Raw genomic sequence first — 22424 nt, 5'->3', positions numbered from 1 at the left:
AAGTTAAGTGAGTGAAAAAGGCGCCTTCGGGCGTCTTTTTTTATGTGCTTACATTTGAAAAGCCTGTTCTGGAAGTTGAGGAAATATTGAATGAGTGTTTTAAAAATAGACTCTTCATTGCTGTGCAAATAATCTGTATGTTTAATAAAATCACATTCGGCTTATTCAATCGTAAATGAATTGCTTTGTATAAATTGATTCACCGCTTGAGTATAGGAATTATCTTTCCCGAGTGACTTATTGATCTCGAAATGTGAAAGTGGGAGAGGCAATAACTTGGCTTTAGTCCCTAATTTCTGTGCTTGTTGAATAAATTGCTGTGCCTGCGTACAAGGTTGGTCTGGACGAGTGGTCGAACAAACCGCGAGAAATGCAGGTAGCGCTTGCTGTAGTTGCGATGTCGGAGACAGTGCCCGCCAGTTTGAGGGCTGATCACCAAAGGCTTGGTCATAAAGACGTGCATGTCGAGTTTGCATAATTTTTTCGACATGATAAGCAGCACTGTCTAAAGCAACCGTAGCGCGCCAAGGCTGGGGCTGTGATGTCAGCCAAAGGGGACGAGTTGTGAGTAGGCTGACTATATGTGCACCTGATGAATGCCCCATGAGAACCAAGCGTTTTGAGTCAGCATGCCAATTGGGCGCTTGTTTCTGGATATAAATGAGTGCTTCTGCAATATCTTGAGTTTGCTGCTGTACTGTCACATCAGGAACTAATCTATAGTTGATAGAAATAAAAATCCAATTTTGTTTTGTCCAATAATCTACTTTGTTTTTGACCACGGCTGCATTATTTTTATCACCTCTGCTCCAAGCCCCACCATGTACCATCACGATTAACGGTGCTGGCGTTTTATCTGTTAAAGCTTTGACAGGCAAATAGACATCCATCACTTGTTGAGGATGAGGCCCATAAGCAATATTTTTTAAAGATTGAGTTTTGCTGGTTACATTCGTATCAAAATTATTGGGATAGGCTGATGGATTGCAGCACAGTAATATAAAAATCGACAAAAGCAGTTTTTTCATCCTGACTATCCTTCTTGTTTAAGCAAACAGCACTTTAAAATTTTTTGTTATCAGATCATGGATCAATTGGAATACTTTAACTGATTTCGGATGCTTCAGTGCAACAGTTAAAGTTGTATTGATCTTTGAGTGTTTGCGTTAAAATTAGCTTACAAAATGAAAAGAATGCACGTATGGTAATTACATAATCTGATCATTTGCTACAGAAAATAAGATTAGGCTTTAATTATAAAGTAGAGGAGTCGTGGATATGAAAAAAACAATCGGTTTAATTTCTGCTGTACTGCTGTCTACAATTATGTTTACAGGCTGTGAAAGTATGTCAGCCAATGAACAGCGTATTGGTACTGCTGCTTTAGGTGGTGCAATTGGTGGTGGTGTCGGTAATAGCATCGGTGGTGGTGCTGGTGCAGCGATTGGTGGTGGTGCTGGGGCTGCTGTGGGTAGTAAAACCCAAGGTGGTTCTAACCGTAATGCAACCTATAGTGGTGTCGGTGGTGCAATTGGTTCTGCTGTAGGTAAAAGTGTCATTGGCGGAAATGCTGGTGCTGCGATTGGTGGTGCCATTGGTGGTGGTGCAGGAGCAGCCATTGAACAGAAAAAACGCTAATTACACATTTTAAATGAAGTAAAAAGTGCTTGTTGATCAAGCACTTTTTTTATGATTTTTGCTTGTTAAAAGCATTCTTATGCGCAGATGATCGTTTCCTAATTCATCTCATCGACTGCAATATTTGCCCTGTGATATGAAGCATTGGGGTGAATAAAAGATTTAGAACGGGCTGAAATTGTCTGTGGTTTTGTTAAAAGGCATATTTAGGTCAATTGTTTTTTTCTCGCTTCAGACCATACTAGAACAAAATTTGTACGGCAGTCTTGATTTTGTTGTCAAAATGCTGCAATAAATCGCCAATAACAAGAAAGGAAGAACATGGAAGCGCAGACTCAATGGGTGCATACCCAAGACCAACACCGTCTTTATGTGAAAACATGGGGCAGTGATAACAAACCAGCCTTAGTCTTGGTACATGGTTATCCTGATAATCAAGAGGTATGGGAACTGATTATTCAGCAACTAAAGCAAGATTTTTATATTCTTACCTATGATGTACGTGGAGCAGGGCAGTCCTCTATTCCAACACGTATTCGTGATTATCGTTTAGAACAGTTATCTTTAGATTTAGAAAGTGTGGTCAATGCAGTATTAAAAGATCGTCCTTTTCATTTGGCTGCACATGATTGGGGTTCGATTCAGTCTTGGGAGTCAGTCACCGAAGCGAAATTTAAGACCCGAATTTTATCTTATAGTACGATTTCAGGTCCTTGTTTAGATCACGCGGCTTTTGCAATGCGAAATCAATTTAAACAGCACAAAGGCAAATTTTTTAAGCAATTAAGTAAATCTTGGTATATTGCCGTTTTTCAGTTGCCTTTGCTTGCACCGACAGTTTGGAATTTTTTTACGCCTCACAAGTGGGCTAAAGTACTGGAGCAGTTAGAAGGTCAAAAAGACTTGCCTTTAAATACAAATATCACCTTAGATGGGAAGCATGGGATCGGCTTATATCGTGCTAATTTTATTCCGCGTTTAACGCAGCCTCGGCAGCGTTTTGCCGTGTGTCCAGTACAAGCGATCGTGCTGCAACGAGATCATTTTGTTAGCCCTGAATTAATTGATGAAATGCCAAAATGGGCAGAACAATTTCAGCGTGTTGAAATTGATGCCAATCATTGGGCAGTTTTAAGTCAGCCAGAAAAAATTGCAGACTATATTAAAACTTTTGCACAGCAGCATACTGCTGCCCATTAAGCCGTGTGAACTTAGTGGAAAAATATACTTTAGCTTGGTGAGCAAGGGGATTGAGGAGCAATATTTTGATTAAATTCTGATAAAATGCCTCTTTTTTCAAAAACCTTTTCTTATGATTGCAATTATCGCTGCTATCGTGGTCATGTTCGGGCTTTCTTTAGCCCGTGTGCCTGTTGTATTTGCACTAATTATTGGTGCTGTGACTGGTGGATTATTGGCTGGTTTGGGTCTACAGGGAACTTTAGATGCTTTTAATAATGGTTTGGGTGGCGGTGCTAAAATTGCTTTAGCCTACGGTGTGCTGGGTGCATTTGCTTTAGCTTTGGCCCGTTCAGGTTTACCAGATTTACTGGCTTATAAGCTGATTCGGACTTTAAAAGCAGATAGCGACAGCAAATCTCAAAATAAAGTAAAGTATATTATTTTTGTGACCATTGCTTTAGCCGCAGTATCTTCTCAAAATTTAATTCCTGTGCATATTGCATTTATTCCAGTCTTGATTCCGCCTTTATTGGGGGTATTTAATCATTTAAACCTAGATCGACGTGCAGTAGCCTGCCTATTGACCTTTGGCTTATGTGCAACATATATGCTTATTCCAGTAGGTTTTGGTGCGATCTTCCTCAACGATATTTTAGCGCAGAATATTAATACTTTTGGTAAACCTTATGGATTTGTGATTACCAATGAACAAATTCCACATGCCATGATGATTCCTGTATCTGGTATGTTTGTTGGTTTGTTGATTGCATTATTTATTAGCTATCGTAAACCAAGAGATTACCAAGAGATTAAAGTAGAACAAAAAGTGCATAGCATTACGGGTGAGATGACCACCGCTGAAGCCGATGATGCAGTACCTAAAATTGCGAAGTTCACCATGTTTATGGCGGCCTTTGCTGTTTTAGCAACGTTAACGGTTCAGTTGTATTCTGACTCTATGATTTTAGCAGGGCTGGTCGGTGTTGCAATTTTGAGTTGTGCTGGCATCTTTAAATGGAAAGAGGCGGACGACGTTATTATTACAGGCATGCGGATGATGGCATTGGTTGGCTTCATTATGATTGCGGCACAAGGTTTTGCTGCTGTGATTGAAGCCACGAATCAAGTGCCTGCTTTGGTTGAGGCTTCAGTTCAATGGATTGGCGATAGTAAGGCTTTGGCTGCTTTCTTAATGTTGCTCATTGGTTTGCTGATTACTTTAGGCATTGGGTCTTCTTTTTCAACTGTGCCGATCTTAGCGATTATTTATGTCCCACTTTGTATTCAATTTGGCTTTAGCCCTATGGCAACGATTGCCATTATTGGTACAGCAGCAGCACTAGGCGATGCTGGTTCTCCCGCTTCAGATTCAACTTTAGGCCCTACTTCTGGTTTAAATATGGATGGACAACATGATCATATGAAAGACAGTGTAATCCCTACATTTATTCATTTTAATATTCCATTAATGATATTTGGATGGATTGCAGCAATGGTGCTTTAACTGAAACCAATATTTTAATTTTCTAATTTACATCTAATGTTAATAGATGTATTTTAAATAAATATTTAAATAACTTATTATAATAAAACCAAGCTTTATACTCGGAATATAATAAAAATATGATTAACTTGGTTGGTGTCAAAACCAACCAAGCTGGTCTGATTAAAATAAATATCAATTATTATCAATAACTTGTAAATAAATAAAATTATTATTAATTCGTAACTATTGCATATTAATTACACTCATGTTTATTATTAATTAATGTTTGAATTTATTGTTATTATTCTTCCTTGGGTTATTTAAAATGTTAAAAAAAGCTACTTTTATTGTGTTATTGGGGTTGTCTGCTTCAGCGATGGCAGATGGTTGGCAAGTTAAAGTTGGTGCTTCTGCAATTGCACCAACGAGTGATACCAATTTAAATGGTATTGGTGTTGTGAAAGCGGATAGTGAATTGGCTTTTACCCCATCTGTTGAGTATTTCTTTAACGATAACTTCTCTGCTGAACTATTGTTAGCGGCGCCAATTAGTCATGATGTTGCAATTAATGGTGCGAATGCAGTAAAAATTAAACATTTACCACCAACCATTACGGCGAAATATAACTTTAAAAATTCAACTGGTTTTACACCGTATATTGGTATAGGTGGTACTGCTTTCATTGCTTGGGATGAAGAGACTGCGGGACCATTGACAGGCAAAGAAGTGAAAGTGAAAGAAGATTTCGGTTTTGCAGGTCAGATTGGTTTTAACTTCCAACCTGCTGATGCGAAAAACTGGGGTATATTTGCAGACATCCGTTATGCACAACTCAGCCCAGAAGTAGAAGTTAAGAATGTAGCTACATTTGATTTAGACATTGACCCAATCATTTATACCCTTGGTTATAGCTACAAATTCTAAACATTAGAATTTGAGTTGGCCCTTAAAAAACCCATCTTTTGATGGGTTTTTTAATTGCACTAAAGTATTGGAGTAAACTATTGTAATTGAGCAAAACTATTTTATTTAATGACAGGCTTGTTGCTAAAATAACCGTAGAAAGATAATCAAATAAAAAGGCAGAAAAAATGAAAATATGGAAATGGGCTGCTTTATTTTTATGTAGTGCTTTTAATGTTGCGACTTACGCAGCAAGTTTTAATTGTGACAAAGCACGAACACAGACGGAACATGCAGTCTGTGAATATCGAGTGGTCAATGATGCCGATGTAAAAATGGCCACAACCTATAATATTATTAAGCGCTTAGTGCCTATGGGAACACGAGGTATGATTCAGGATGAACAAGTGAAGTGGTTACAGTTACGAGACCAATGTGGCGATTCTAGTCGTTGTTTAAGTGAAGTGTATAAGATGCGCCAGCAAAAATTGGATATGTATATGGATCGTGTTTACAAACACGGTCCTTTTTAAGAAAAATTTATCGGGTGCTATTGAAAATTGCTCCAGTCACTCCAATTCATTAAGCATTAGATAAAAGTGTTTAATGAATTTAAGGAATGATGATGACCGAACAAAGTACCAAAAAACATAGTTTCCAAGCTGAAGTTGCCCAGCTTCTACATTTAGTGACCCATTCACTGTATTCCAATCCTGAAATTTTCTTACGTGAACTAATTTCAAATGCTTCAGATGCATGTGATAAGTTGCGTTTTGAAGGCATCAACCATCCTGAATATTATGAAAATGACCCCGATCTACATGTGCGGGTCAGTTTAGATAAAGATAATAAAACCATCACCATTTCAGATAATGGCATTGGTTTAACGGCGCAAGAGGCAATTGATAATCTGGGTACGATTGCGAAATCGGGCACCAAAGACTTTATGTCTAAATTGTCGGGTGATCAAAAAGCCGATGCGCAATTGATTGGTCAATTTGGGGTCGGTTTTTATTCAGGTTTTATTGTTGCTGAAAAAATTACCGTTGAATCTCGTCATGCGGGTGTAGATGCAGCCGAAGCTGTACGTTGGATCAGTACGGGTACAGGTGATTTCGAAGTTGAGCAGATCAATAAGGCTTCACGTGGAACAGACATCATTTTGCATTTGCGTGATGATGCGCTGGATTATTTAGAATCGTCTAAAGTGAAACAGATTATCAATAAATATTCTGACCACATTAGCTTGCCGATTGAAATGCAAAAAGAAGTTTGGCAGGAAGAAGCGGTTGCCGAAGGTGAAACTCCTCAAGGTGGTCAGATGGTCAAGACTGACGAGTGGGAAGCGATTAACTCAGCCAGTGCCCTTTGGACGCGTAATAAAAATGAGATCACTGATGAGCAGTACGTTGAGTTCTATAAGAACTTAAGCCATGACTTTGAAGCACCACTGGCATGGGCGCATAATCGCGTGGAAGGCAGTACTGAATATACCCAGTTGCTTTATGTGCCAAGCAAAGCAGCACATAATCTGTTCACCCGTGAAGCGAAAGCGGGCATTAAGCTATATGTCAAACGTGTCTTCATTATGGATGAAGCGGACAATTTAATTCCGAATTATTTACGTTTTGTACAGGGCGTGGTGGATAGTGCCGATCTGCCACTCAACGTCAGTCGTGAACTGTTACAAGAAAGTCGTGATGTGAAAACCATTCGTGAAGGCAATACGCGCCGTATTTTGACCATGTTGGATGGTTTGGCGAAGTCGGAAGATGAACAAGACCAAGAGAAATTCAAACAGTTTTATGCTGAATTTGGTTCAGTGATGAAAGAAGGTTTGGGTGAAGATTTCGGCAATCGTGAGCGTATTTTAAAACTTCTTCGTTTCTCGACCTCAAGCAATGATGATATTTCAACGTCATTGGCAGATTACAAAGCACGTATGAAAGAAGGGCAAAAAGCCATTTATTATGTGACCGCAGACAGTTTAAATGCAGCGAAAAACTCACCACAACTTGAACTGTTCAAGAAAAAAGACATTGAAGTACTCTTGATGGCGGATCGTGTCGATGAATGGGCGATGGAGTTCGTCAATGAATTCGATGGCACGCCAATGCAGAATGTATCTAAGGGTGCCGTTGACTTAGGTGATTTGCAGGATGCCGAAGAGAAAAAAGCACTTGAAGCTGCGGCTGAACAATTCAAGCCTGTGGTCGATAAACTGTCTGATGCTTTAAAAACCAAAACCAAAGAAGTTCGTGTCACGACACGTTTGGTGGATTCTCCTGCATGTCTAGTCACCAGTGAAGGTGAGCTTTCTCCACAGCTGGTTCGTATGTTGAAACAAGCGGGTCAAGCAATTCCTGAAAGTAAACCGACTCTGGAAATTAACCCAGAACATCCATTGGTGAAAAAACTGGAAAGCTCGAACCAATTTGATGATTTAGCCCATGTGATTTTCGATCAAGCAGTGATTGCAGAAGGTGGTTTACCTGATGATCCCGCTGCATATGTCAAACGTATTAACAGCCTATTGTTGAAATAACTGAGATTTTCATCCTCAAAATGAAAAACCTCCTGCGGGAGGTTTTTTTATTCATCAATATTGTGGTTCACTCACTCGATTAAAATAAGGCTTCCAAACGGATCGAGGTGCTAATGAAATGACTACGGTCATCACGATGATCATTCATATAGTTTAAATTTCCTTGTACATAAAACCATTCACGCCATAAAGGTTGGCGCCAAGAAATGAAGGGGCCCCAACTATTTAAACGTAAATCTTTATTGTTTAAAAAACCACCAGCGTAAATACCATAACTAAAGCTATTTTCATGGAAAAATTGATGTTGTCTAAACAGGCTATTATCCCAAGTTAAATCATCATCTTGATTGTCAGAATAAGTGAGATTCAGTTGATTCGACAGGAATGCTTGATTTGGACGCGCATGAGTCAGTTCGAGATTGGTTCTTAAATAATTTTTACTATCAATACCATAACGATAAATTTGTTCAGCATGGAAACTAAAATCATTTTCTAATGCCCAATCTTTAGAGGCTTTTAGACGTAGATAAATATCATTGCCTGAACGTAGACCTAAATCTAAATCTGTTTCGAAGGGCAGGTGCTTAGAAAACTCTGACCAACGTAAGGCAAAAGAGCTGTTATTTTCTCGAGTACGTTGTCGGTCTAAGGTTTTGTCACTGCTGTTGCCTGGGTTTTCATTGGTAATGGCAACATTATTGTCGAGTTCATTGTCTAAGGAATCATCCCCGAAGACTAAACTGAGTTGACGCTCTAAAGTGGGTAGTTTAATTCTGCCTCGAATACGCGGTTTAATTTCATAACCATCGTATTTATTCCAACTGTTATCCACAATCACGCGTAATGTTGCAGAGGCGGGTTTTTCTGGATCTGTCTCGCCAAACCAATTGTCAATTTTATGCGAAGTATCATCCGCCCAGCTGCGAATTTGAAATTGTTTACGATCTACCCACGTCCGATCTGCCGTTTCGAGAATAGGGCGAACCATAAGTTCATCTGATTGCTGGGGTAAAAAGGTGGGTGCTGCATCAATCCAAATGGGCAGTTGATACAGCAAATTGAAATTTTCATCCGTTGCTGGCAAAGGCCAGTTTTTTTGCTCCGTTACAGGTTCTGTGACTGTTGCCCACGCCGAGCTATACGCCAGCCCCGATAAGAAGATGAATAAAAGTGGTTTTGATAAATTTATTTTAATGTGAGGCATATCCTTGCTCTTTTATTTTTGATAATTGAATAGTCTTGTAAAAAATGAGACTAAAAAGCAAGCGTTTGCTACAAAAATAGAACTTAATCTGAAAGATATTTTTCAATGGCTTCATATAATTGATAGCAGTCAATTGGGGACGCTAACTGGGTCAGGATGGTTTGGATCAGCTGCCAACTTACGCCTTGATGACGGTCTAATAATAAATAAGGATAAGCCGATTCAGTTCGTGACAGATTTAAGCGGTTTTGCCCATGAATCAGACGGATTTTATGCCGCTCTTTTAATAACAATAATGGGGTTTGGATGTCTGCTGGGCTTTCCTCAAATTGGATAAATTTTTGTGCTTGGATCAGTTGTATGGGAATAAAAGGGGTATAGCTGTCAATATTCCAAATTAACGTGGCTTTTTGGCTATAGCTATCAAATAGCGTTTCAAGATGAGTAAAACTGTCCTGTAAATGATGCCAAAAAATTTCTTTAATCGCGGATGGCTGATGCTGATATGGATCAGTAAATAAATGGATTAAGCGAATTGCTTGCATTTGATTTTCTGTACCCAATAACACTAAATATTTAATAAAGCGACCTTGGGAATTGATTTGCTCGGCAAGATAAATCGGCAATTGTTGCCAATGCTGTACATTTGGGCCATACAATAATAAATCTACATGTTGTGAGATTTCAGGCGCATCGAGTATTTCTAAGCGATATAACGCTTGCTCAGGTTTGTTGGCATCGTCAAGAGGTTGAATATGTGCAATATATTGCTTGAGTGCTAAGGTCTGTGGAACAGAATTTTTAGCCAACTTTTCAGCTAAATTATTTTCTTGAGCGGTTAAAGTTACCGATACAAGAGTTTCTTGTGGATGATCATTGCATACGGATGGCCGTTCTGGATGCAGAGCAGCATGTAGTTCATCGTGCTGTACCTTTGAATCTATAGCGATGATTTGCTGAGAAGGATCAAGAGTTTCAATCGCTTGATTCAGACTATCGGGTATATCCGTCTGATTTTGCTCTGGTATGAAATCTATCAATAGATTCAAATCAGTCTCGGTCAATGCTTTCACCCGTTGATGTTCTAAAAGGGCATGTTGTTTTAATTCATGGTCGGTTTGTAAACAGCTATAGATTTGTTGTTGTGCCAGCATCCAGTGATAGATATTTTCTAAATAACCCCATTCACTCACTAAAGCTGTTCGGTTTGGCGTTGGAATTAACCAAATTTGCCAACCTTTTTGAGCATGATACAAAATAGCCCAACCCGCATCCGCATTTTGATAGAGTGCTTTTTCTAAAAGAGAGTCCTGTAGAAATACGCCACGAAAAGACAGTTTATACAGGGTATTCGCAGCGAAATCACGGGCTGCTTTTTCAGGTTGAGTATGGGATTTAAACTTCAAAATTTGTTTTTGAAAAATGGGTTCATCACATAAGCCAAAAATTTCTGTTAAACGTGATTTCGATTTTGCGATTTCAAAGAAAGATAACGATCGATGTTCTAATCCATCAATTAAAATATTTAATTCTTTAATCAGCAGCGCTTTTTCTAAGGCATTCATCAACTGACCTCTAAAGATGTGTTTGTGCTTTTTCGAGATAACTTGCCAAGACAATATTGATGGCAAGTTCAAGTAATTTATATTCAGCAGACATCGGTTTAGGGTAGCGTTCAGCAAGCTCAATCAACTGGTCAATATTGATGGCTTGAGGAGGAATTTTACCTTGAATCAGTGCTTGAAGTTCTTGCATAAGAAAACATTTTCATTTGATGAAATGATAAAGGTCATGCTTTTGATTATATGGATTTAAAAATAAAAATCATGCAAAAAATTGTCATGTTTTGAGATTTTATAGACATAAAAAACAAAAATTGTAAATTTTGAATAATAAATATCCGATTTTCAGTATGGCTGAAGAGATAAAATGCTGACTCCGAGTTGAACTATTCGATAAACAGGTCGTGAATCGATTTAACTGAAGCTGAATTGGAGATTTTTATTGATGTGTTTTCTAAACAGCAGAGCTTTAATGCAGAAATAAAAAAACAGACCCATTACCTCAAGTCTGTTTTTTTGAAAAGCAGAGGTACTTTAAGCGGCTTTTTTAGCTTCAGCTGCTCCTTGAGCTACAGCTTTAGCAGCAGGTACGTTTTGCTCTGCATTCACGGTTTCAACCGCTTTTTTTACAGGAAAATCGGGGATAAAAACAATTTGCGCAGATACGTTTACAGAAACAGCCAAAACAGCGACAGCCACAAGAGCTTTAATGATATTCATCATGATGTCCTTTAAAGGAGAAAATGCCCAAATAAGATGGACGAAAGGGAGAGAGTACAAAAAATAGACTTCATGTGAATGGTAACAAAAAATAATCAATTTGGCTAAAAAATAGAAAGATAAAAGATGAATGGTGAGTTTAAATTATTATATAAATCATATATTTAGAGTTTTTGCTCTAAGACAGGTTGTGTTTTAACAAGCTGTCTTAACTGGTTTAAAAATATCAGTTTTTATGGCATTTGTTGTGGCATCTTTTCTCGTAAATTTTACCAGAAATACCGCCAATAATAGCGCCACTCAAAGTGCCAAATAAAGATAATATAGCACCAGCAACTGCACCAATGAATACGCCTTTTACCATAGGTGAAAAACGTGATTTTGAGCATGAATGATGTTCAGGGGGAGAATCAACAGCAGAATTTTGAGTTTCAGTGTCCATATTGACCTCTTTTAAGTTAGATGGTTCAGAACTTAAATGTTCCACGTATTAGCCTAGCGAATTGTTCATGTCTGTGTGTCCAAGCCTTGTATAGATACGTTGTATTTTGTAAGACTTGAAGAATAAAAGTTCGTATTGTTTTTCTCTGTAAGTTTTTGCGCTGTAATGTTAAAGTTGAATATTTTGTTTAAAAAATAGCCTAATATCGGGCTTCAAAAAAATAAAATTTGAGGTTCTAAAATGGCCATCGCTAAAGTTGTGGAAGTTAATTCGAGTAGCCAAAAAAGTTTTGAGGATGCCATTCAAACAGGAATTACCAAGGTGACGGAAACGGTAAAAAATGTACAAGGTGCTTGGATTAATGAGCAAAAAGTGATTATTAAAGAGAATAAAATTACCGAATATCGAGTTAATTTGAAAATTAGTTTCTTGGTCGACTAGATGGATCAATCAGAGCATAAAAAATCCCCGAATTCGGGGATTTTTTATGCTTAGTTATCTCAATCTATATCAAAAAAGAGCCTTATTTTTCTGGAAGATCACAGGTATCATCTTTACACGCAGCGGCATCTTCAGCAGTAATAGAGGCTTGTTCAGGTGCTGCTAAAGCTTTCTCAAAGACTTGTAAAAAGACTTCACGGGGTTGTGCACCTGCTAAAGCAATACGTTGATCAAAGACAAAGAAAGGAACACCTGTGACTTTTAATTGATCTTGAGCGACTTCTTCATCAAATTTAACAAAGTCTGCATATTCTTCTGAATCTAATACGTTCTCGACTTCAACAGGATTGAGTCCAATACGTGCAGCGACGTCTTCAATGGTTTCACGTTCACCAATTGATAAACCTTGCGTCATATAGCTATAGAAAAAGGCTTCTTTGGCTTCTGAGCCTAAACCTTTGCTTTGGGCTAAATGAATAATACGATGTGCATTGAAGGTATTCCCTGAGTTGGCATTTTCCCAATTAAATTGGATCCCTTCCTCAGCAGCCATAGCGGCAATATTGCGTTGCATATCTTCAACATCGGCAACGGTGCGGCCATATTTTTGCGCGAGGCGTTCAGAATTTGAAACTTCCTGACGAGTGGGTGCTTCTGGATCAAGTTCATAGCTGTGCCAATGCACTTCAAGTTCTACACCCGCTTGTTTCGCTGCCGCTTCCAAACGTTTTTTACCAATATAACAAAATGGGCAAACTACATCTGACCAAATATCTACGCGCATGAGCAATCTCTTCTCTTTTCTTGCCTACATTGATGGGGGTGGCTGGCAAAATTTAAAGCATGAAAATTGAATTAAAAGCTCATTTGGTAGCAAAAATCGGCAGTCTTTTCGCTGAATAAATAACCAGTTGTATTCTGAATCGCGTTATCATATTGAAAAGTCAGTCTAAGGGAGTCTCGTATGCCAAAGATTTTTTTAATCTTAGCGTTAGCGACATGTACCGTATTTGGTTGGATGTTTTATCAGTATTCGGTACAACAAGACGAGTTAAGCCAAATTAAAGACTATCAAACGGTATTGTATGAAAAAGCCAAACTCATTTATCAGCAAGCCCAAGATTGGTCGAAACCGATTGATGTCAATGTGTCGGATAATCATTTGCAGGGCGATTATAAAGTGATGGCAGACTTTGTCCTGAGCGATATGATTCAAAATGCTGAAGCAAGAAATCAGTATTTACGTGAACTTAAAGCGCTGCATTGGGATCAGTTTTTAAATATTGATCGTTTAGAGAAAGATCGTAAACAGAATTTTATCGAAACTGAGCAAATGTTAAAACAAGTCCATCTTTTGACCGCCCAGTATCAACAACAAACCCAGCAACGTGAAGAAGATACTTTAGATCGAGCGAAGCATTTGTCGATTAAAGCCAACTTGAGACATCAGTTGGCAGATAGCTTACGCGAAAGTCGGGATAGTGATCAAACCCATGCTTTATTTGCATTGGAGTTGCAGATATTAAGTAAGGCTGATGCTTTATTTGAGATTTTGAAAAACAATAAATGGCAAAAAAACAAGCAGACGTTTATGTTTTATGAAGATCAACCCTTAAAGCAATTTAATGCTTTATATGCAGAGATAGTGCAGTTGAATGCAGAAATAGAAAAAATTAAAAAGCAAAATCGTAAAGCGATTGAACAGCGTTTATAGCATTTTAAGTTGCTATATGCTTGAAGAGAGAGCGGGATTGAATGAAATGGTTAGGTATTAAGATAGGACATCATGCACTTCAAACATTCATCTCGGCAATAAAAAAGCGTACCGAAGTACGCTTTTTTATACGAAATTTTGATGTTATTTAAGCGATTTTAGCTTCTGGTTGAGCAACAAGCATTTGACCTTGCTCTTCAAAGTTGACATGCCATGACAATGCTTCACGAAGAAGGTGAGGGGTATGTCCGCCTTTTGCACAAGAACGATCAAAGTAGTCATTCAATGCATCACGATACATTGGGTGTGCACAGTGATCAATAATGGCACGCGCACGTTCACGTGGTGCTAAACCGCGTAAATCGGCAAGACCTTGCTCAGTCACCAGAATATCGACATCGTGTTCAGAGTGATCGATATGCGATGCCATTGGTACGATTGAAGAGATGTCGCCACCTTTTGCAATCGACTTGGTCACAAAAATAGCCAAGTGAGCATTACGCGCGAAGTCACCTGAACCACCAATACCGTTCATCATTTTAGTACCGCAAACGTGAGTTGAGTTTACGTTGCCGTAAATATCAAATTCGAGTGCAGTGTTAATGCCGATAATACCTAAACGACGCACCAATTCAGGATGGTTCGAAATTTCTTGTGGGCGAAGAACCAATTTGTCTTTGTAGGCGTCAAGGTTGTTAAACACTTTTTCGCCATATTTAGCAGAAAGTGTAATTGAGCTACCTGAAGCAAATTTCATTTTGCCCGCATCAATCAATTCGAAAGTACAGTCTTGTAGTACTTCTGAATACATGACTAAATCTTCAAAGTTTGAATCTTTAAGACCGGTCAATACGGCATTGGCAATAGAACCGATACCCGCTTGTAATGGACCTAAATTTTTCGGTAAACGACCTGCAGCAACTTCTTGTTCGAAGAAATTGATCAAGTGGTTGGCAATACCTTGAGTTTCATCGTCTGGTTCAGTCACCGTTGATGGAGAGTCATGATATTCATTGTTAATCACGATACCGACAATTTTAGCAGGGTCGATATTGATGGCATGTGTACCAATACGTTCATCAACCTGAGTTAAAGGAATCGCTTGACGTGTTGGACGATAGCTAGGGATATAAATATCGTGTAGACCTTCAAAAGCAGGGCTTAAGTTGGTGTTGATTTCGACAATCACTTTTTCAGCGAAAATGGCAAAGCTTGCAGAGTTACCCACTGAAGTGGTTGGAATAATTCCGCCATCTTCAGTAATCGCAATGGCTTCAATGATGGCAACATCAGGTTTTTTAAGCTGAAGGTTACGCATTTGTTCAACTGTTTCAGACAAATGCTGATCGATGAACATTACTTCACCGTTGTTGATGGCTTTACGTAAAGTATTGTCGACTTGGAATGGTAAACGACGAGCAAGTACACCAGCTTCAGTCAATTGTTTGTCTAGGTCATTACCCAAACTTGCACCGGTAATTAACGTGATTTTTAAAGGATTTTCCTTTGCTTGTTTTACGAGTGCTAAAGGTACAGCTTTTGCTTCACCTGCACGAGTAAAACCACTCATCCCTACAGTCATACCATCTTGGATAAAAGTAGCAGCTTGTTCTGCGCTCATGACTTTGTCATGAAGTGACGCTAAACGAATACGATCTAAAGACATGGTTTAAGCTCAATTCTTGTTCGAAACTGGGTAGATTGTACCGTCCTAAAAACAAATTGTGCATGCCTGTTAGGCTAAGGTCTAATTTTTTGAAAAAATGTGGGTATAACAATTTTTTATGATTTTTAATTGATTGATTTTAATGAGCTAAAAATCAACAGCTGCATAGCGAAATAAAACTGTTTGTTGTTTATTTGATCGGTGCTAAAAGCGTTCACTGAATGTTTGTTTAATTTTTCCTAATGTGGAGCTATGGATATTTTCCTCAATTTTCTCTTGAACAATAGGTAAAGAAATAAGGGCTTCTAAACCCCCTTCAGGTCGATTATGCAGCGTAAGTTGACCTTGGTGGATGTCAACAATACGTTTAACAATCGCTAAACCTAAACCACTGCCTTGTACGGTACGGGCTTCATTTCCTCGGACGAAGGGTTGCATTAAGTCTTCAATTTGATCCTCAGGAATACCCTCACCATGGTCTGCAACACTAATAAAAATATGATCGTTTTCAACTTTTGCTGACAATTCAATGGGTTCAGCGCCGTAGCGTTTTGAGTTATTAATTAAATTACCAATTAGGCGTTTCAGCGAGAGACTTCGCGCTTGAATCACGGGAATTTCTTCAGCTTTGAAACGAATATCTAAAGGTTTGAACTGCACCACTAATTCTTGTAACAACATATTAATGTCGGTGTCTTGTATTTCCTCATCTGAACCGTCACGCATATAGGAGATAAACTGATTCAGAATAGCATCCATATCTTCTACATCATAAATTAAACCTTCTTTGAGAAAGTCATCATTAGGCATCATTTCTGCACTTAAGCGAATACGGGTTAAAGGCGTGCGTAAGTCATGGGAAATGCCAGCCAGCATAATACGGCGGTCGCGTTCAGCCTGATCTAAGGTATAGATCATATGATTAAAGGCTTGATTCACCTCACGGATTTCTTGTGGCCCATGATTGGTTTCAAGATAAGGTGCAGAACCAGTTTTACTATAATTATTGGCAGCATTTTGCAAACGGCGTAAAGGGCGGTTGAGCTGGCGCACCAGTGTTAAAATGATGGCAGCAGCAATCAGGGGTACACCCAGCAACCAACCAAAGACCAGTTCAGGGCTATAGTTGGCATAGGTTTTCAAAGGTTCACGCACCCAGTGTCCATTCATTTCAGGGGTTTGAATCCAAATACGGGGACTGGGTTTAAATTGGAAATAGACCGTCACATTTTCAACTTTGAGTTCTTTGGCCAGCTTTTTTTCAATTTGATTGGTAAAAAATTCAGCAATAACTTTGTCGCGAACGCTGGGATATTCTTTGGGGTTGGTGATGTATTCAATACCGACACGATTTTTTAACCAAGTGTCGACATCGACTTCGGCATCATTATGGAAAATACGTAAATCGGGATTGTTAATGATTTCGAGTTCAACACCTAGATATCGGGCATGTTGTTGAATTTCTGGAAGATAGAGGGTGCGCCAAAAGAACCACAACGACATAAATAAACTGAAAAATACAATGAATAACACCAGTACAGTGGTACGCATTGCAGCAGAACGCGGCTTAATTTTATCCAAAAAGCGTTCCGGTCGGGTACGTTTTTTTTCTGAATAAGCTTCGTAATCGGTAAATTTTTGTGGGTCGATGGGTTCGAGTTTCACATCTGATTCCTATGCTGAATCTGAAGTATTTGATTTGTTGAATTTTGAAGGAGTCTTACCGAATTAATTCTAATGGTAGGAGCTCGTATTGTTCTTTTAAAAAAGAACCAAAAACTTTGCCATTCGCTGAACTCGCGCACTTCAATGCGAGCCTTTAATTGAGGGTTAGCTCAAACAGCAGCGAATGGCATTAAGGGACAAATATATGGTTCACATTGTCAGGTTTTTTCTTATTCCGCGCCATCTGGAACAAAGACATAGCCGACACCCCAAACGGTTTGGATATAACGTGCACGGGCTGGGTTTTCTTCAACCAGACGACGTAAACGTGATACTTGTACGTCAATTGAGCGTTCCATTGCACCCCATTCACGACCACGGGCCAAATTCATCAATTTGTCACGGGTAAGCGGTTCACGTGGATGTTGTACTAAGGCTTTCAGTACGGCGAACTCACCCGTGGTTAACGTCACCACTTGACCTTCACGCGTCAGGGTGCGTGTGGATAAATCCAGTGACCATGGACCAAAACTGACCACTTCCATATGTTGGCTCGGCGCACCCGGAACTTCGCGGACTTGACGGCGAAGTACGGCACGAATACGTGCTAACAGTTCATTTGGATTAAAGGGTTTTGGCAAGTAGTCATCTGCACCGGCTTCAAGTCCTGCAATACGATCAGAATCACTGCCACGTGCAGTCAGCATAATGATAGGGGTGTCGATGTTCGATTGACGTAAACGACGACAAATACTCAGACCATCTTCAACAGGAAGCATGAAATCGAGCACGATGAGGGAGAAAAGTTCACGCTGTAACAAACGATCCATTTGTGTTGCATCGTGTGCCGTTTTCACTACGAAGCCTTTATCTTCCAGAAAGCGCTGTAATAACGTACGCAATCGCACATCATCATCCACAACGAGAATGCGTTCGACGCGATCAGTTTCGGTGTGTACTGGATCTGTTTTTTCAGCAGGTACAACTAAACTCATGATGTGCTCCTTTATTCTTTATTGTCATCGTAAACAAAAGTTCGGATAGCCTTGAGTATACGATTCATTTGTATCTGTTTACTATGCTCTAAAGCAACAAATATTGCAGATAAAATCAAGACATAGATACCAAATGTATACATCTAATTGGCCGTTAATCTTGCTAAACATGCAGACTAAAAATGAACTTATCCCTTAATTTTGTAGCGAAGTATGAAAAAAACATGGATTGGCAATATTGACCACTTATGAATTTAATAAAAACAATTGTGGATTTTATGGTCTTGGTCTTTATAATCATGCCATTTAGTACTTATCCTTGTGGGATCAAACACGATGACTGACTTAGTTCAGCAGTTAGCAAAAGAAATTGCCGTACGTCCAAATCAAGTAGAAGCTGCCATCAAGCTGATTGATGAAGGTGCAAGCGTTCCTTTTATTGCACGTTACCGTAAAGAGGTAACTCAGGGCTTAGACGATACGCAGTTACGCCAACTCGACACGCGTTTATCGTATTTGCGCGATTTATTTGAACGCCGAGAAAAAGTTATTGAATCTCTGAAAGAACAAAATAAATTGTCAGATGATTTATTAACGCGTGTAAATGCTGCTGAAACAAAGAATGTTTTAGAAGAACTGTATGCACCGTATCGTCCAAAACGTACCAGTAAATCATTTAAAGCCAAAGAAGCAGGTTTAGCACCGATTGCGGCAAAAATCTTTGCAGAGCAAGTCGATCCAACTGAAGCTTTGGCTGGTTTTAGTCATGAAGATTATCCTGATGTTGAAAGCCAGCTGGATGCGATTCAGCATATTTTAATTGATGACTGGGCGCAGAACATTGCTTTAACCACAGAGCTTAAAGCGACATTTGCTAAAACAGCAGTGCTTAAAAGTTTAGTGGCCAGTGACGAGAAAAAAGAAGTCGGTAAAAAATTCCGTGATTACTTCGATTTTTCTGAAAACTTTAATAAAGTGCCATCACATCGTTTATTGGCGATGTTACGTGGTCGTCAAGAAAATGTCTTGAACTTAAAAGTAGATGGTGAAAATGATGCACCACTCAGCCGAATTGAAACTGAATATCATCTTGATTCAGTTCAACCGCAAGCGCGTGCAGACTACTTAAAACAAACTGCAAAATTGTTTTGGTTAGGCAAAATTCGTCCACAAATCGAACATTCATTGTTAACCGAAAAACGTTTGATCGCTGAAGCTGAGGCGATGGATGTCTTTGCTGAAAATTTACGTCATTTATTGCTTTCAGCACCAGCGGGTTCTCGTTGTACCTTAGGTGTAGACCCAGGTATTCGTACTGGCGTGAAATTGGCTGTTGTCAATGCATCGGGTGATGTGGTTGCGCATAGCACGGTTTACCCATTTGCACCGAAAGAAGACAAAGCCGGTTCAATTGCTGAACTTACGCGTTTGTGCCGTGAATTTGATGTTGATTTAATTGCCATTGGTAATGGCACTGCAAGCCGTGAAACAGAAGCGGTGGTTGCAGAGATGATGACACAAAATCCTGATTTGAAATTGACGCGTGTTTCAGTCAGTGAAGCAGGGGCATCGGTTTATTCAGCATCTGAATTGGCATCTGCTGAGCTGCCAGAATTAGACGTTTCTATTCGTGGTGCAGTATCCATTGCTCGTCGTTTACAAGATCCGCTTGCTGAGCTGGTGAAAATTGATCCGAAATCAATTGGTGTAGGTCAATATCAACATGATGTAAACCAAGCAGGACTTGCAAAAACGCTTGAAGCGGTGGTTGAAGACTGTGTGAACTCTGTTGGTGTGGATGTGAATACAGCATCCGCTGCAATTTTGGGTTATATCGCAGGTTTAAATAAATCCATTGCACAGCAAATTGTAGAATACCGTAAAGACAATGGTCGTTTTGATAATCGTCAAGCATTGAAGAATGTGCCGCGTTTAGGCGAACGTACTTTTGAGCAGGCGGCAGGTTTCTTACGCATTCAAGAAGGTTCTGAACCGCTTGATGCTTCAGCCGTTCACCCTGAAAGTTATGCTTTGGTGAGCAAAATTGTTGCTGCTAAAGCGACCACAGTGAAAGATATGATTGGTAATTCTGAAATCATTCGCCAAGTGAATGCAGAAGATTTCGCCGATGACAAATTTGGTCTTCCAACCATTCAAGACGTATTAAACGAGCTGGATAAACCGGGTCGTGATCCACGTCCAGAATTCCGTACGGCAAAATTCCGTGAAGACATTACTGACGTATCACAATTGACTGAAGGCTTGCAGCTTGAAGGTGTGATTACTAATGTGACTAACTTTGGTGCTTTTGTCGATGTCGGTGTACACCAAGACGGTTTGGTGCATATTTCTGAATTGGCAAATGAATTTGTTGCGGATCCACATAAAGTCGTGAAACCGGGTCAAATTGTGCAAGTCCGTGTCTTGCAAGTTGATGCTGAACGTAACCGTGTGAACTTGTCGATGCGTCCTGAAGGTTCGGAAGCACCAGTAAAGGCACAGCGTCAACCACGTCGTGAGCAAAATACTCAAACTGAACCACGTGGTGAGCGTAAGCCACAGGCTAAACGTCCGCAAACTGCACGTCCTCAAGGTGATCACTCACAAGCGAAGAAACCGCAATCGGCTAAACCACAAGAGCAAAAAATTGGTGGTTTAGGTGCATTGTTATTACAAGCAGGGATTAAAGGTTCTAAGTAATCTTTAACCGCATAAAAAAACCTCCCAATGGGAGGTTTTTTTATGCGAGCTTTGGTACGATCCAACTACAAATAATCAGCATAATGCCCAAATGACCCAACTTGCGGGTGATTTTTTCTAATGTTGAAACTGGGACTGGGGCGTGTTGCGATGTTGCTTTACTTTTGAGTGCTGCAATCGACTTGTTGAAATGTAGAAATATACCTAGGTCGATACAAATGAGAATCGTGCCGACATTACTGACGATTTCCATTAATTCATAATTTTGTTGATAAATAGAATGGATGATTTGGTAGCCAAGAAATAGGGCAAAAGCAAAACAACCCAATTGGAACATAACAGCCGCAATGCGCATAAAAATCTAAAAGAAAAAAGGGTAGCTGTTTATAACATAAAAAAAGCCAGTCTTATGACTGGCTTTCATTTATCACAATTTTACCAATGTTCGCCTGGGAATAGACGTGCATATGCTTTTTGTACCCAATTGAGTTTTTGTGGTTCGCCCACTGAAGCTGAAGAGCTTGGGAATAGGTTATAACCAATCGACATCAACTTATTATTGACATCTGGTGCAATGGAATAGGTGATAGAGGCTAAACGACCTAAGTTGGTTGCTACTTTCTTCGGACGCTTGATAATTGCATATGCAATTAAGTCAGCCGCTTGTTCTGGCGATAATGTTGGTACGTACTTATAAATTTTAGTCGGTGCAATCATTGGTGTGCGTACCAATGGCATATAAACTGAAGTAATGGCAATTTTATGTGAGTGAACTTCTGCTGACAGACAACGGCTGAAAGCATCTAGTGCGGCTTTAGAAGCAACATAAGCTGAAAAACGCGTTGCATTCGCCAATACACCAATCGAGCTGATGTTGATGATATGACCATCACGACGATCCATCATTTGTGGCAAGATGTTCATCACCAAACGGATTGCACCGAAGTAATTGAGCTGCATGGTACGTTCAAAATCATGGAAACGATCTGATGATTCATGCACAGCACGACGAATTGAACGCCCCGCATTATTAATTAAAATATCAATATGATCGACAGAGGCTAAAATTTGTTGAGATACATCATCAATCGATTTCATATCATTTAAATCACATGGGAAAACGGAAGCCTTTCCACCTTTAGCCTCAATTTCTGCTTTGACTTCATCTAATGTGTCTTTGGTACGTGAGACCAATAAAACATGCGCACCGGCATCGGCAAGTTTATGTGCCGCGGTTAAGCCGATACCACTGGATGCACCGGTGATTAAAACAACTTTACCCTTCACTTTATTTTGAAAAAGTTTCTCTAGTTTTGAATTCACGCTGTAGTTTCCTTATTTGTATAGAATAAACTTCTAGATTATGTTTTTTATAGTCGATTATTGGGCTCAAATACTGGGAAATTGAGCTGTCCTCATGTGGCATATAATAACCAATGTTTAAAAAAAATCCATAAATAAGTTGTTGAATTTATAAACATAATTAGAGTAATTGCTCTATTGTTGTTCGCTCTGTAATTGGATTATTACATAGACATTCTGATTGGTGAAGAACATAAA

At 39.3% G+C, this 22424-nt stretch carries 21 protein-coding genes; 9 read left to right on the top strand and 12 right to left on the bottom strand.

Features of this window, described 5'->3' with window-relative positions; translation table 11 throughout:
- Window positions 1–161 precede the first annotated feature (161 nt).
- Window positions 162–1028 (bottom strand): alpha/beta hydrolase, encoded by an 867-nt coding sequence (locus tag B9T24_RS04880; protein WP_086164755.1) that lies wholly within the window; start codon window positions 1026–1028, stop codon window positions 162–164.
- 250 nt (window positions 1029–1278) lie between these two features.
- On the opposite strand from B9T24_RS04880, the gene B9T24_RS04875 reads away from it, so the two are divergent.
- The 6 genes from B9T24_RS04875 to htpG all read left to right on the top strand — a co-directional run bounded on the left by B9T24_RS04875 (window position 1279) and on the right by htpG (window position 7755).
- Complete coding sequence (locus tag B9T24_RS04875; protein ID WP_086164754.1) at window positions 1279–1638, top strand: DNA transfer protein p32; 360 nt, start codon at window positions 1279–1281, stop codon at window positions 1636–1638.
- 321 nt (window positions 1639–1959) lie between these two features.
- Complete coding sequence (locus B9T24_RS04870; protein ID WP_086164753.1) at window positions 1960–2838, top strand: alpha/beta fold hydrolase; 879 nt, start codon at window positions 1960–1962, stop codon at window positions 2836–2838.
- Between the two features lie 112 nt (window positions 2839–2950).
- Window positions 2951–4324: a Na+/H+ antiporter family protein gene (locus tag B9T24_RS04865; protein ID WP_086164752.1), complete on the top strand. Its 1374-nt coding sequence runs from the start codon at window positions 2951–2953 to the stop codon at window positions 4322–4324.
- Window positions 4325–4631: 307 nt separating this feature from the next.
- Window positions 4632–5231: an OmpW/AlkL family protein gene (locus B9T24_RS04860; RefSeq protein ID WP_086164751.1), complete on the top strand. Its 600-nt coding sequence runs from the start codon at window positions 4632–4634 to the stop codon at window positions 5229–5231.
- A gap of 167 nt (window positions 5232–5398) precedes the next feature.
- Window positions 5399–5743: a lysozyme inhibitor LprI family protein gene (locus tag B9T24_RS04855; RefSeq protein WP_086164750.1), complete on the top strand. Its 345-nt coding sequence runs from the start codon at window positions 5399–5401 to the stop codon at window positions 5741–5743.
- Between the two features lie 92 nt (window positions 5744–5835).
- Window positions 5836–7755 carry a molecular chaperone HtpG gene (htpG, locus tag B9T24_RS04850; protein ID WP_086164923.1) on the top strand — a complete coding sequence of 640 codons (1920 nt, stop codon included), beginning with the start codon at window positions 5836–5838 and terminating at the stop codon, window positions 7753–7755.
- A 79-nt stretch (window positions 7756–7834) separates the two neighbouring features.
- On the opposite strand, the gene B9T24_RS04845 is transcribed toward htpG, so the two are convergent.
- The 5 genes from B9T24_RS04845 to B9T24_RS04825 form a co-directional block, all read right to left on the bottom strand.
- A complete protein-coding gene (locus B9T24_RS04845; protein ID WP_086164749.1) occupies window positions 7835–8959 on the bottom strand; it encodes a hypothetical protein in 1125 nt (374 codons plus the stop codon).
- An 83-nt stretch (window positions 8960–9042) separates the two neighbouring features.
- The gene (locus B9T24_RS04840; RefSeq protein ID WP_086164748.1) at window positions 9043–10524 is read right to left on the bottom strand and encodes a hypothetical protein; all 1482 of its coding nucleotides are present in this window, start codon (window positions 10522–10524) and stop codon (window positions 9043–9045) included.
- A gap of 10 nt (window positions 10525–10534) precedes the next feature.
- A complete protein-coding gene (locus B9T24_RS04835) occupies window positions 10535–10714 on the bottom strand; it encodes a hypothetical protein (protein ID WP_086164747.1) in 180 nt (59 codons plus the stop codon).
- A gap of 341 nt (window positions 10715–11055) precedes the next feature.
- Complete coding sequence (locus B9T24_RS04830; protein ID WP_086164746.1) at window positions 11056–11241, bottom strand: hypothetical protein; 186 nt, start codon at window positions 11239–11241, stop codon at window positions 11056–11058.
- Window positions 11242–11467: 226 nt separating this feature from the next.
- Window positions 11468–11728, bottom strand: a complete 261-nt coding sequence (locus B9T24_RS04825) for a hypothetical protein (RefSeq protein ID WP_416224348.1) — start codon at window positions 11726–11728, stop codon at window positions 11468–11470.
- Between the two features lie 195 nt (window positions 11729–11923).
- On the opposite strand from B9T24_RS04825, the gene B9T24_RS04820 reads away from it, so the two are divergent.
- Window positions 11924–12124, top strand: a complete 201-nt coding sequence (locus B9T24_RS04820) for a dodecin family protein (protein WP_086164744.1) — start codon at window positions 11924–11926, stop codon at window positions 12122–12124.
- A gap of 82 nt (window positions 12125–12206) precedes the next feature.
- On the opposite strand, the gene B9T24_RS04815 is transcribed toward B9T24_RS04820, so the two are convergent.
- Window positions 12207–12908, bottom strand: coding sequence for a DsbA family oxidoreductase (locus B9T24_RS04815; RefSeq protein WP_086164743.1), 702 nt, complete (start codon window positions 12906–12908; stop codon window positions 12207–12209).
- A gap of 180 nt (window positions 12909–13088) precedes the next feature.
- On the opposite strand from B9T24_RS04815, the gene B9T24_RS04810 reads away from it, so the two are divergent.
- A complete protein-coding gene (locus B9T24_RS04810) occupies window positions 13089–13838 on the top strand; it encodes a hypothetical protein (RefSeq protein WP_086164742.1) in 750 nt (249 codons plus the stop codon).
- 148 nt (window positions 13839–13986) lie between these two features.
- Here the strand turns inward: B9T24_RS04810 and B9T24_RS04805 are convergent, their stop codons facing one another.
- The 3 genes from B9T24_RS04805 to ompR form a co-directional block, all read right to left on the bottom strand.
- On the bottom strand, window positions 13987–15504 hold the full coding sequence (locus B9T24_RS04805; protein ID WP_086164741.1) for an acetyl-CoA hydrolase/transferase family protein: 1518 nt from the start codon (window positions 15502–15504) through the stop codon (window positions 13987–13989).
- 204 nt (window positions 15505–15708) lie between these two features.
- The gene (locus tag B9T24_RS04800) at window positions 15709–17169 is read right to left on the bottom strand and encodes an ATP-binding protein (protein WP_086164740.1); all 1461 of its coding nucleotides are present in this window, start codon (window positions 17167–17169) and stop codon (window positions 15709–15711) included.
- A gap of 230 nt (window positions 17170–17399) precedes the next feature.
- Window positions 17400–18164, bottom strand: coding sequence for a two-component system response regulator OmpR (gene ompR / locus B9T24_RS04795; protein ID WP_004650626.1), 765 nt, complete (start codon window positions 18162–18164; stop codon window positions 17400–17402).
- Between the two features lie 336 nt (window positions 18165–18500).
- On the opposite strand from ompR, the gene B9T24_RS04790 reads away from it, so the two are divergent.
- Entirely contained in the window at window positions 18501–20864 is a 2364-nt protein-coding gene (locus B9T24_RS04790; RefSeq protein WP_086164739.1) for a Tex family protein, read from the top strand.
- 40 nt (window positions 20865–20904) lie between these two features.
- Here the strand turns inward: B9T24_RS04790 and B9T24_RS04785 are convergent, their stop codons facing one another.
- Both B9T24_RS04785 and B9T24_RS04780 read right to left on the bottom strand, forming a co-directional pair.
- Window positions 20905–21219 (bottom strand): hypothetical protein, encoded by a 315-nt coding sequence (locus tag B9T24_RS04785; RefSeq protein ID WP_086164738.1) that lies wholly within the window; start codon window positions 21217–21219, stop codon window positions 20905–20907.
- 80 nt (window positions 21220–21299) lie between these two features.
- A complete protein-coding gene (locus B9T24_RS04780; RefSeq protein ID WP_086164737.1) occupies window positions 21300–22187 on the bottom strand; it encodes an SDR family NAD(P)-dependent oxidoreductase in 888 nt (295 codons plus the stop codon).
- Between the last annotated feature and the right edge of the window lie 237 nt (window positions 22188–22424).

Origin of the sequence: Acinetobacter sp. ANC 4654 (assembly GCF_002135425.1) — a bacterium.
Lineage (GTDB): Bacteria > Pseudomonadota > Gammaproteobacteria > Pseudomonadales > Moraxellaceae > Acinetobacter > Acinetobacter kyonggiensis.
The sequence above is the reverse complement of the archived record's forward strand: the minus strand, read 5'-3'. Positions and strand labels throughout refer to the sequence as shown.

What these genes read in the sequence shown, in the direction of transcription:
- B9T24_RS04840 (WP_086164748.1), bottom strand. Translation starts at nt 10,524, where the DNA reads ATGAATGCCTTAGAAAAAGCGCTGCTGATTAAAGAATTAAATATTTTA.
- B9T24_RS04870 (WP_086164753.1), top strand. Translation starts at nt 1,960, where the DNA reads ATGGAAGCGCAGACTCAATGGGTGCATACCCAAGACCAACACCGTCTT.
- B9T24_RS04845 (WP_086164749.1), bottom strand. Translation starts at nt 8,959, where the DNA reads ATGCCTCACATTAAAATAAATTTATCAAAACCACTTTTATTCATCTTC.
- htpG (WP_086164923.1), top strand. Translation starts at nt 5,836, where the DNA reads ATGACCGAACAAAGTACCAAAAAACATAGTTTCCAAGCTGAAGTTGCC.
- B9T24_RS04805 (WP_086164741.1), bottom strand. Translation starts at nt 15,504, where the DNA reads ATGTCTTTAGATCGTATTCGTTTAGCGTCACTTCATGACAAAGTCATG.
- ompR (WP_004650626.1), bottom strand. Translation starts at nt 18,164, where the DNA reads ATGAGTTTAGTTGTACCTGCTGAAAAAACAGATCCAGTACACACCGAA.
- B9T24_RS04830 (WP_086164746.1), bottom strand. Translation starts at nt 11,241, where the DNA reads ATGAATATCATTAAAGCTCTTGTGGCTGTCGCTGTTTTGGCTGTTTCT.
- B9T24_RS04860 (WP_086164751.1), top strand. Translation starts at nt 4,632, where the DNA reads ATGTTAAAAAAAGCTACTTTTATTGTGTTATTGGGGTTGTCTGCTTCA.
- B9T24_RS04790 (WP_086164739.1), top strand. Translation starts at nt 18,501, where the DNA reads ATGACTGACTTAGTTCAGCAGTTAGCAAAAGAAATTGCCGTACGTCCA.
- B9T24_RS04855 (WP_086164750.1), top strand. Translation starts at nt 5,399, where the DNA reads ATGAAAATATGGAAATGGGCTGCTTTATTTTTATGTAGTGCTTTTAAT.
- B9T24_RS04875 (WP_086164754.1), top strand. Translation starts at nt 1,279, where the DNA reads ATGAAAAAAACAATCGGTTTAATTTCTGCTGTACTGCTGTCTACAATT.
- B9T24_RS04865 (WP_086164752.1), top strand. Translation starts at nt 2,951, where the DNA reads ATGATTGCAATTATCGCTGCTATCGTGGTCATGTTCGGGCTTTCTTTA.
- B9T24_RS04810 (WP_086164742.1), top strand. Translation starts at nt 13,089, where the DNA reads ATGCCAAAGATTTTTTTAATCTTAGCGTTAGCGACATGTACCGTATTT.
- B9T24_RS04835 (WP_086164747.1), bottom strand. Translation starts at nt 10,714, where the DNA reads ATGCAAGAACTTCAAGCACTGATTCAAGGTAAAATTCCTCCTCAAGCC.
- B9T24_RS04820 (WP_086164744.1), top strand. Translation starts at nt 11,924, where the DNA reads ATGGCCATCGCTAAAGTTGTGGAAGTTAATTCGAGTAGCCAAAAAAGT.
- B9T24_RS04880 (WP_086164755.1), bottom strand. Translation starts at nt 1,028, where the DNA reads ATGAAAAAACTGCTTTTGTCGATTTTTATATTACTGTGCTGCAATCCA.
- B9T24_RS04785 (WP_086164738.1), bottom strand. Translation starts at nt 21,219, where the DNA reads ATGCGCATTGCGGCTGTTATGTTCCAATTGGGTTGTTTTGCTTTTGCC.
- B9T24_RS04815 (WP_086164743.1), bottom strand. Translation starts at nt 12,908, where the DNA reads ATGCGCGTAGATATTTGGTCAGATGTAGTTTGCCCATTTTGTTATATT.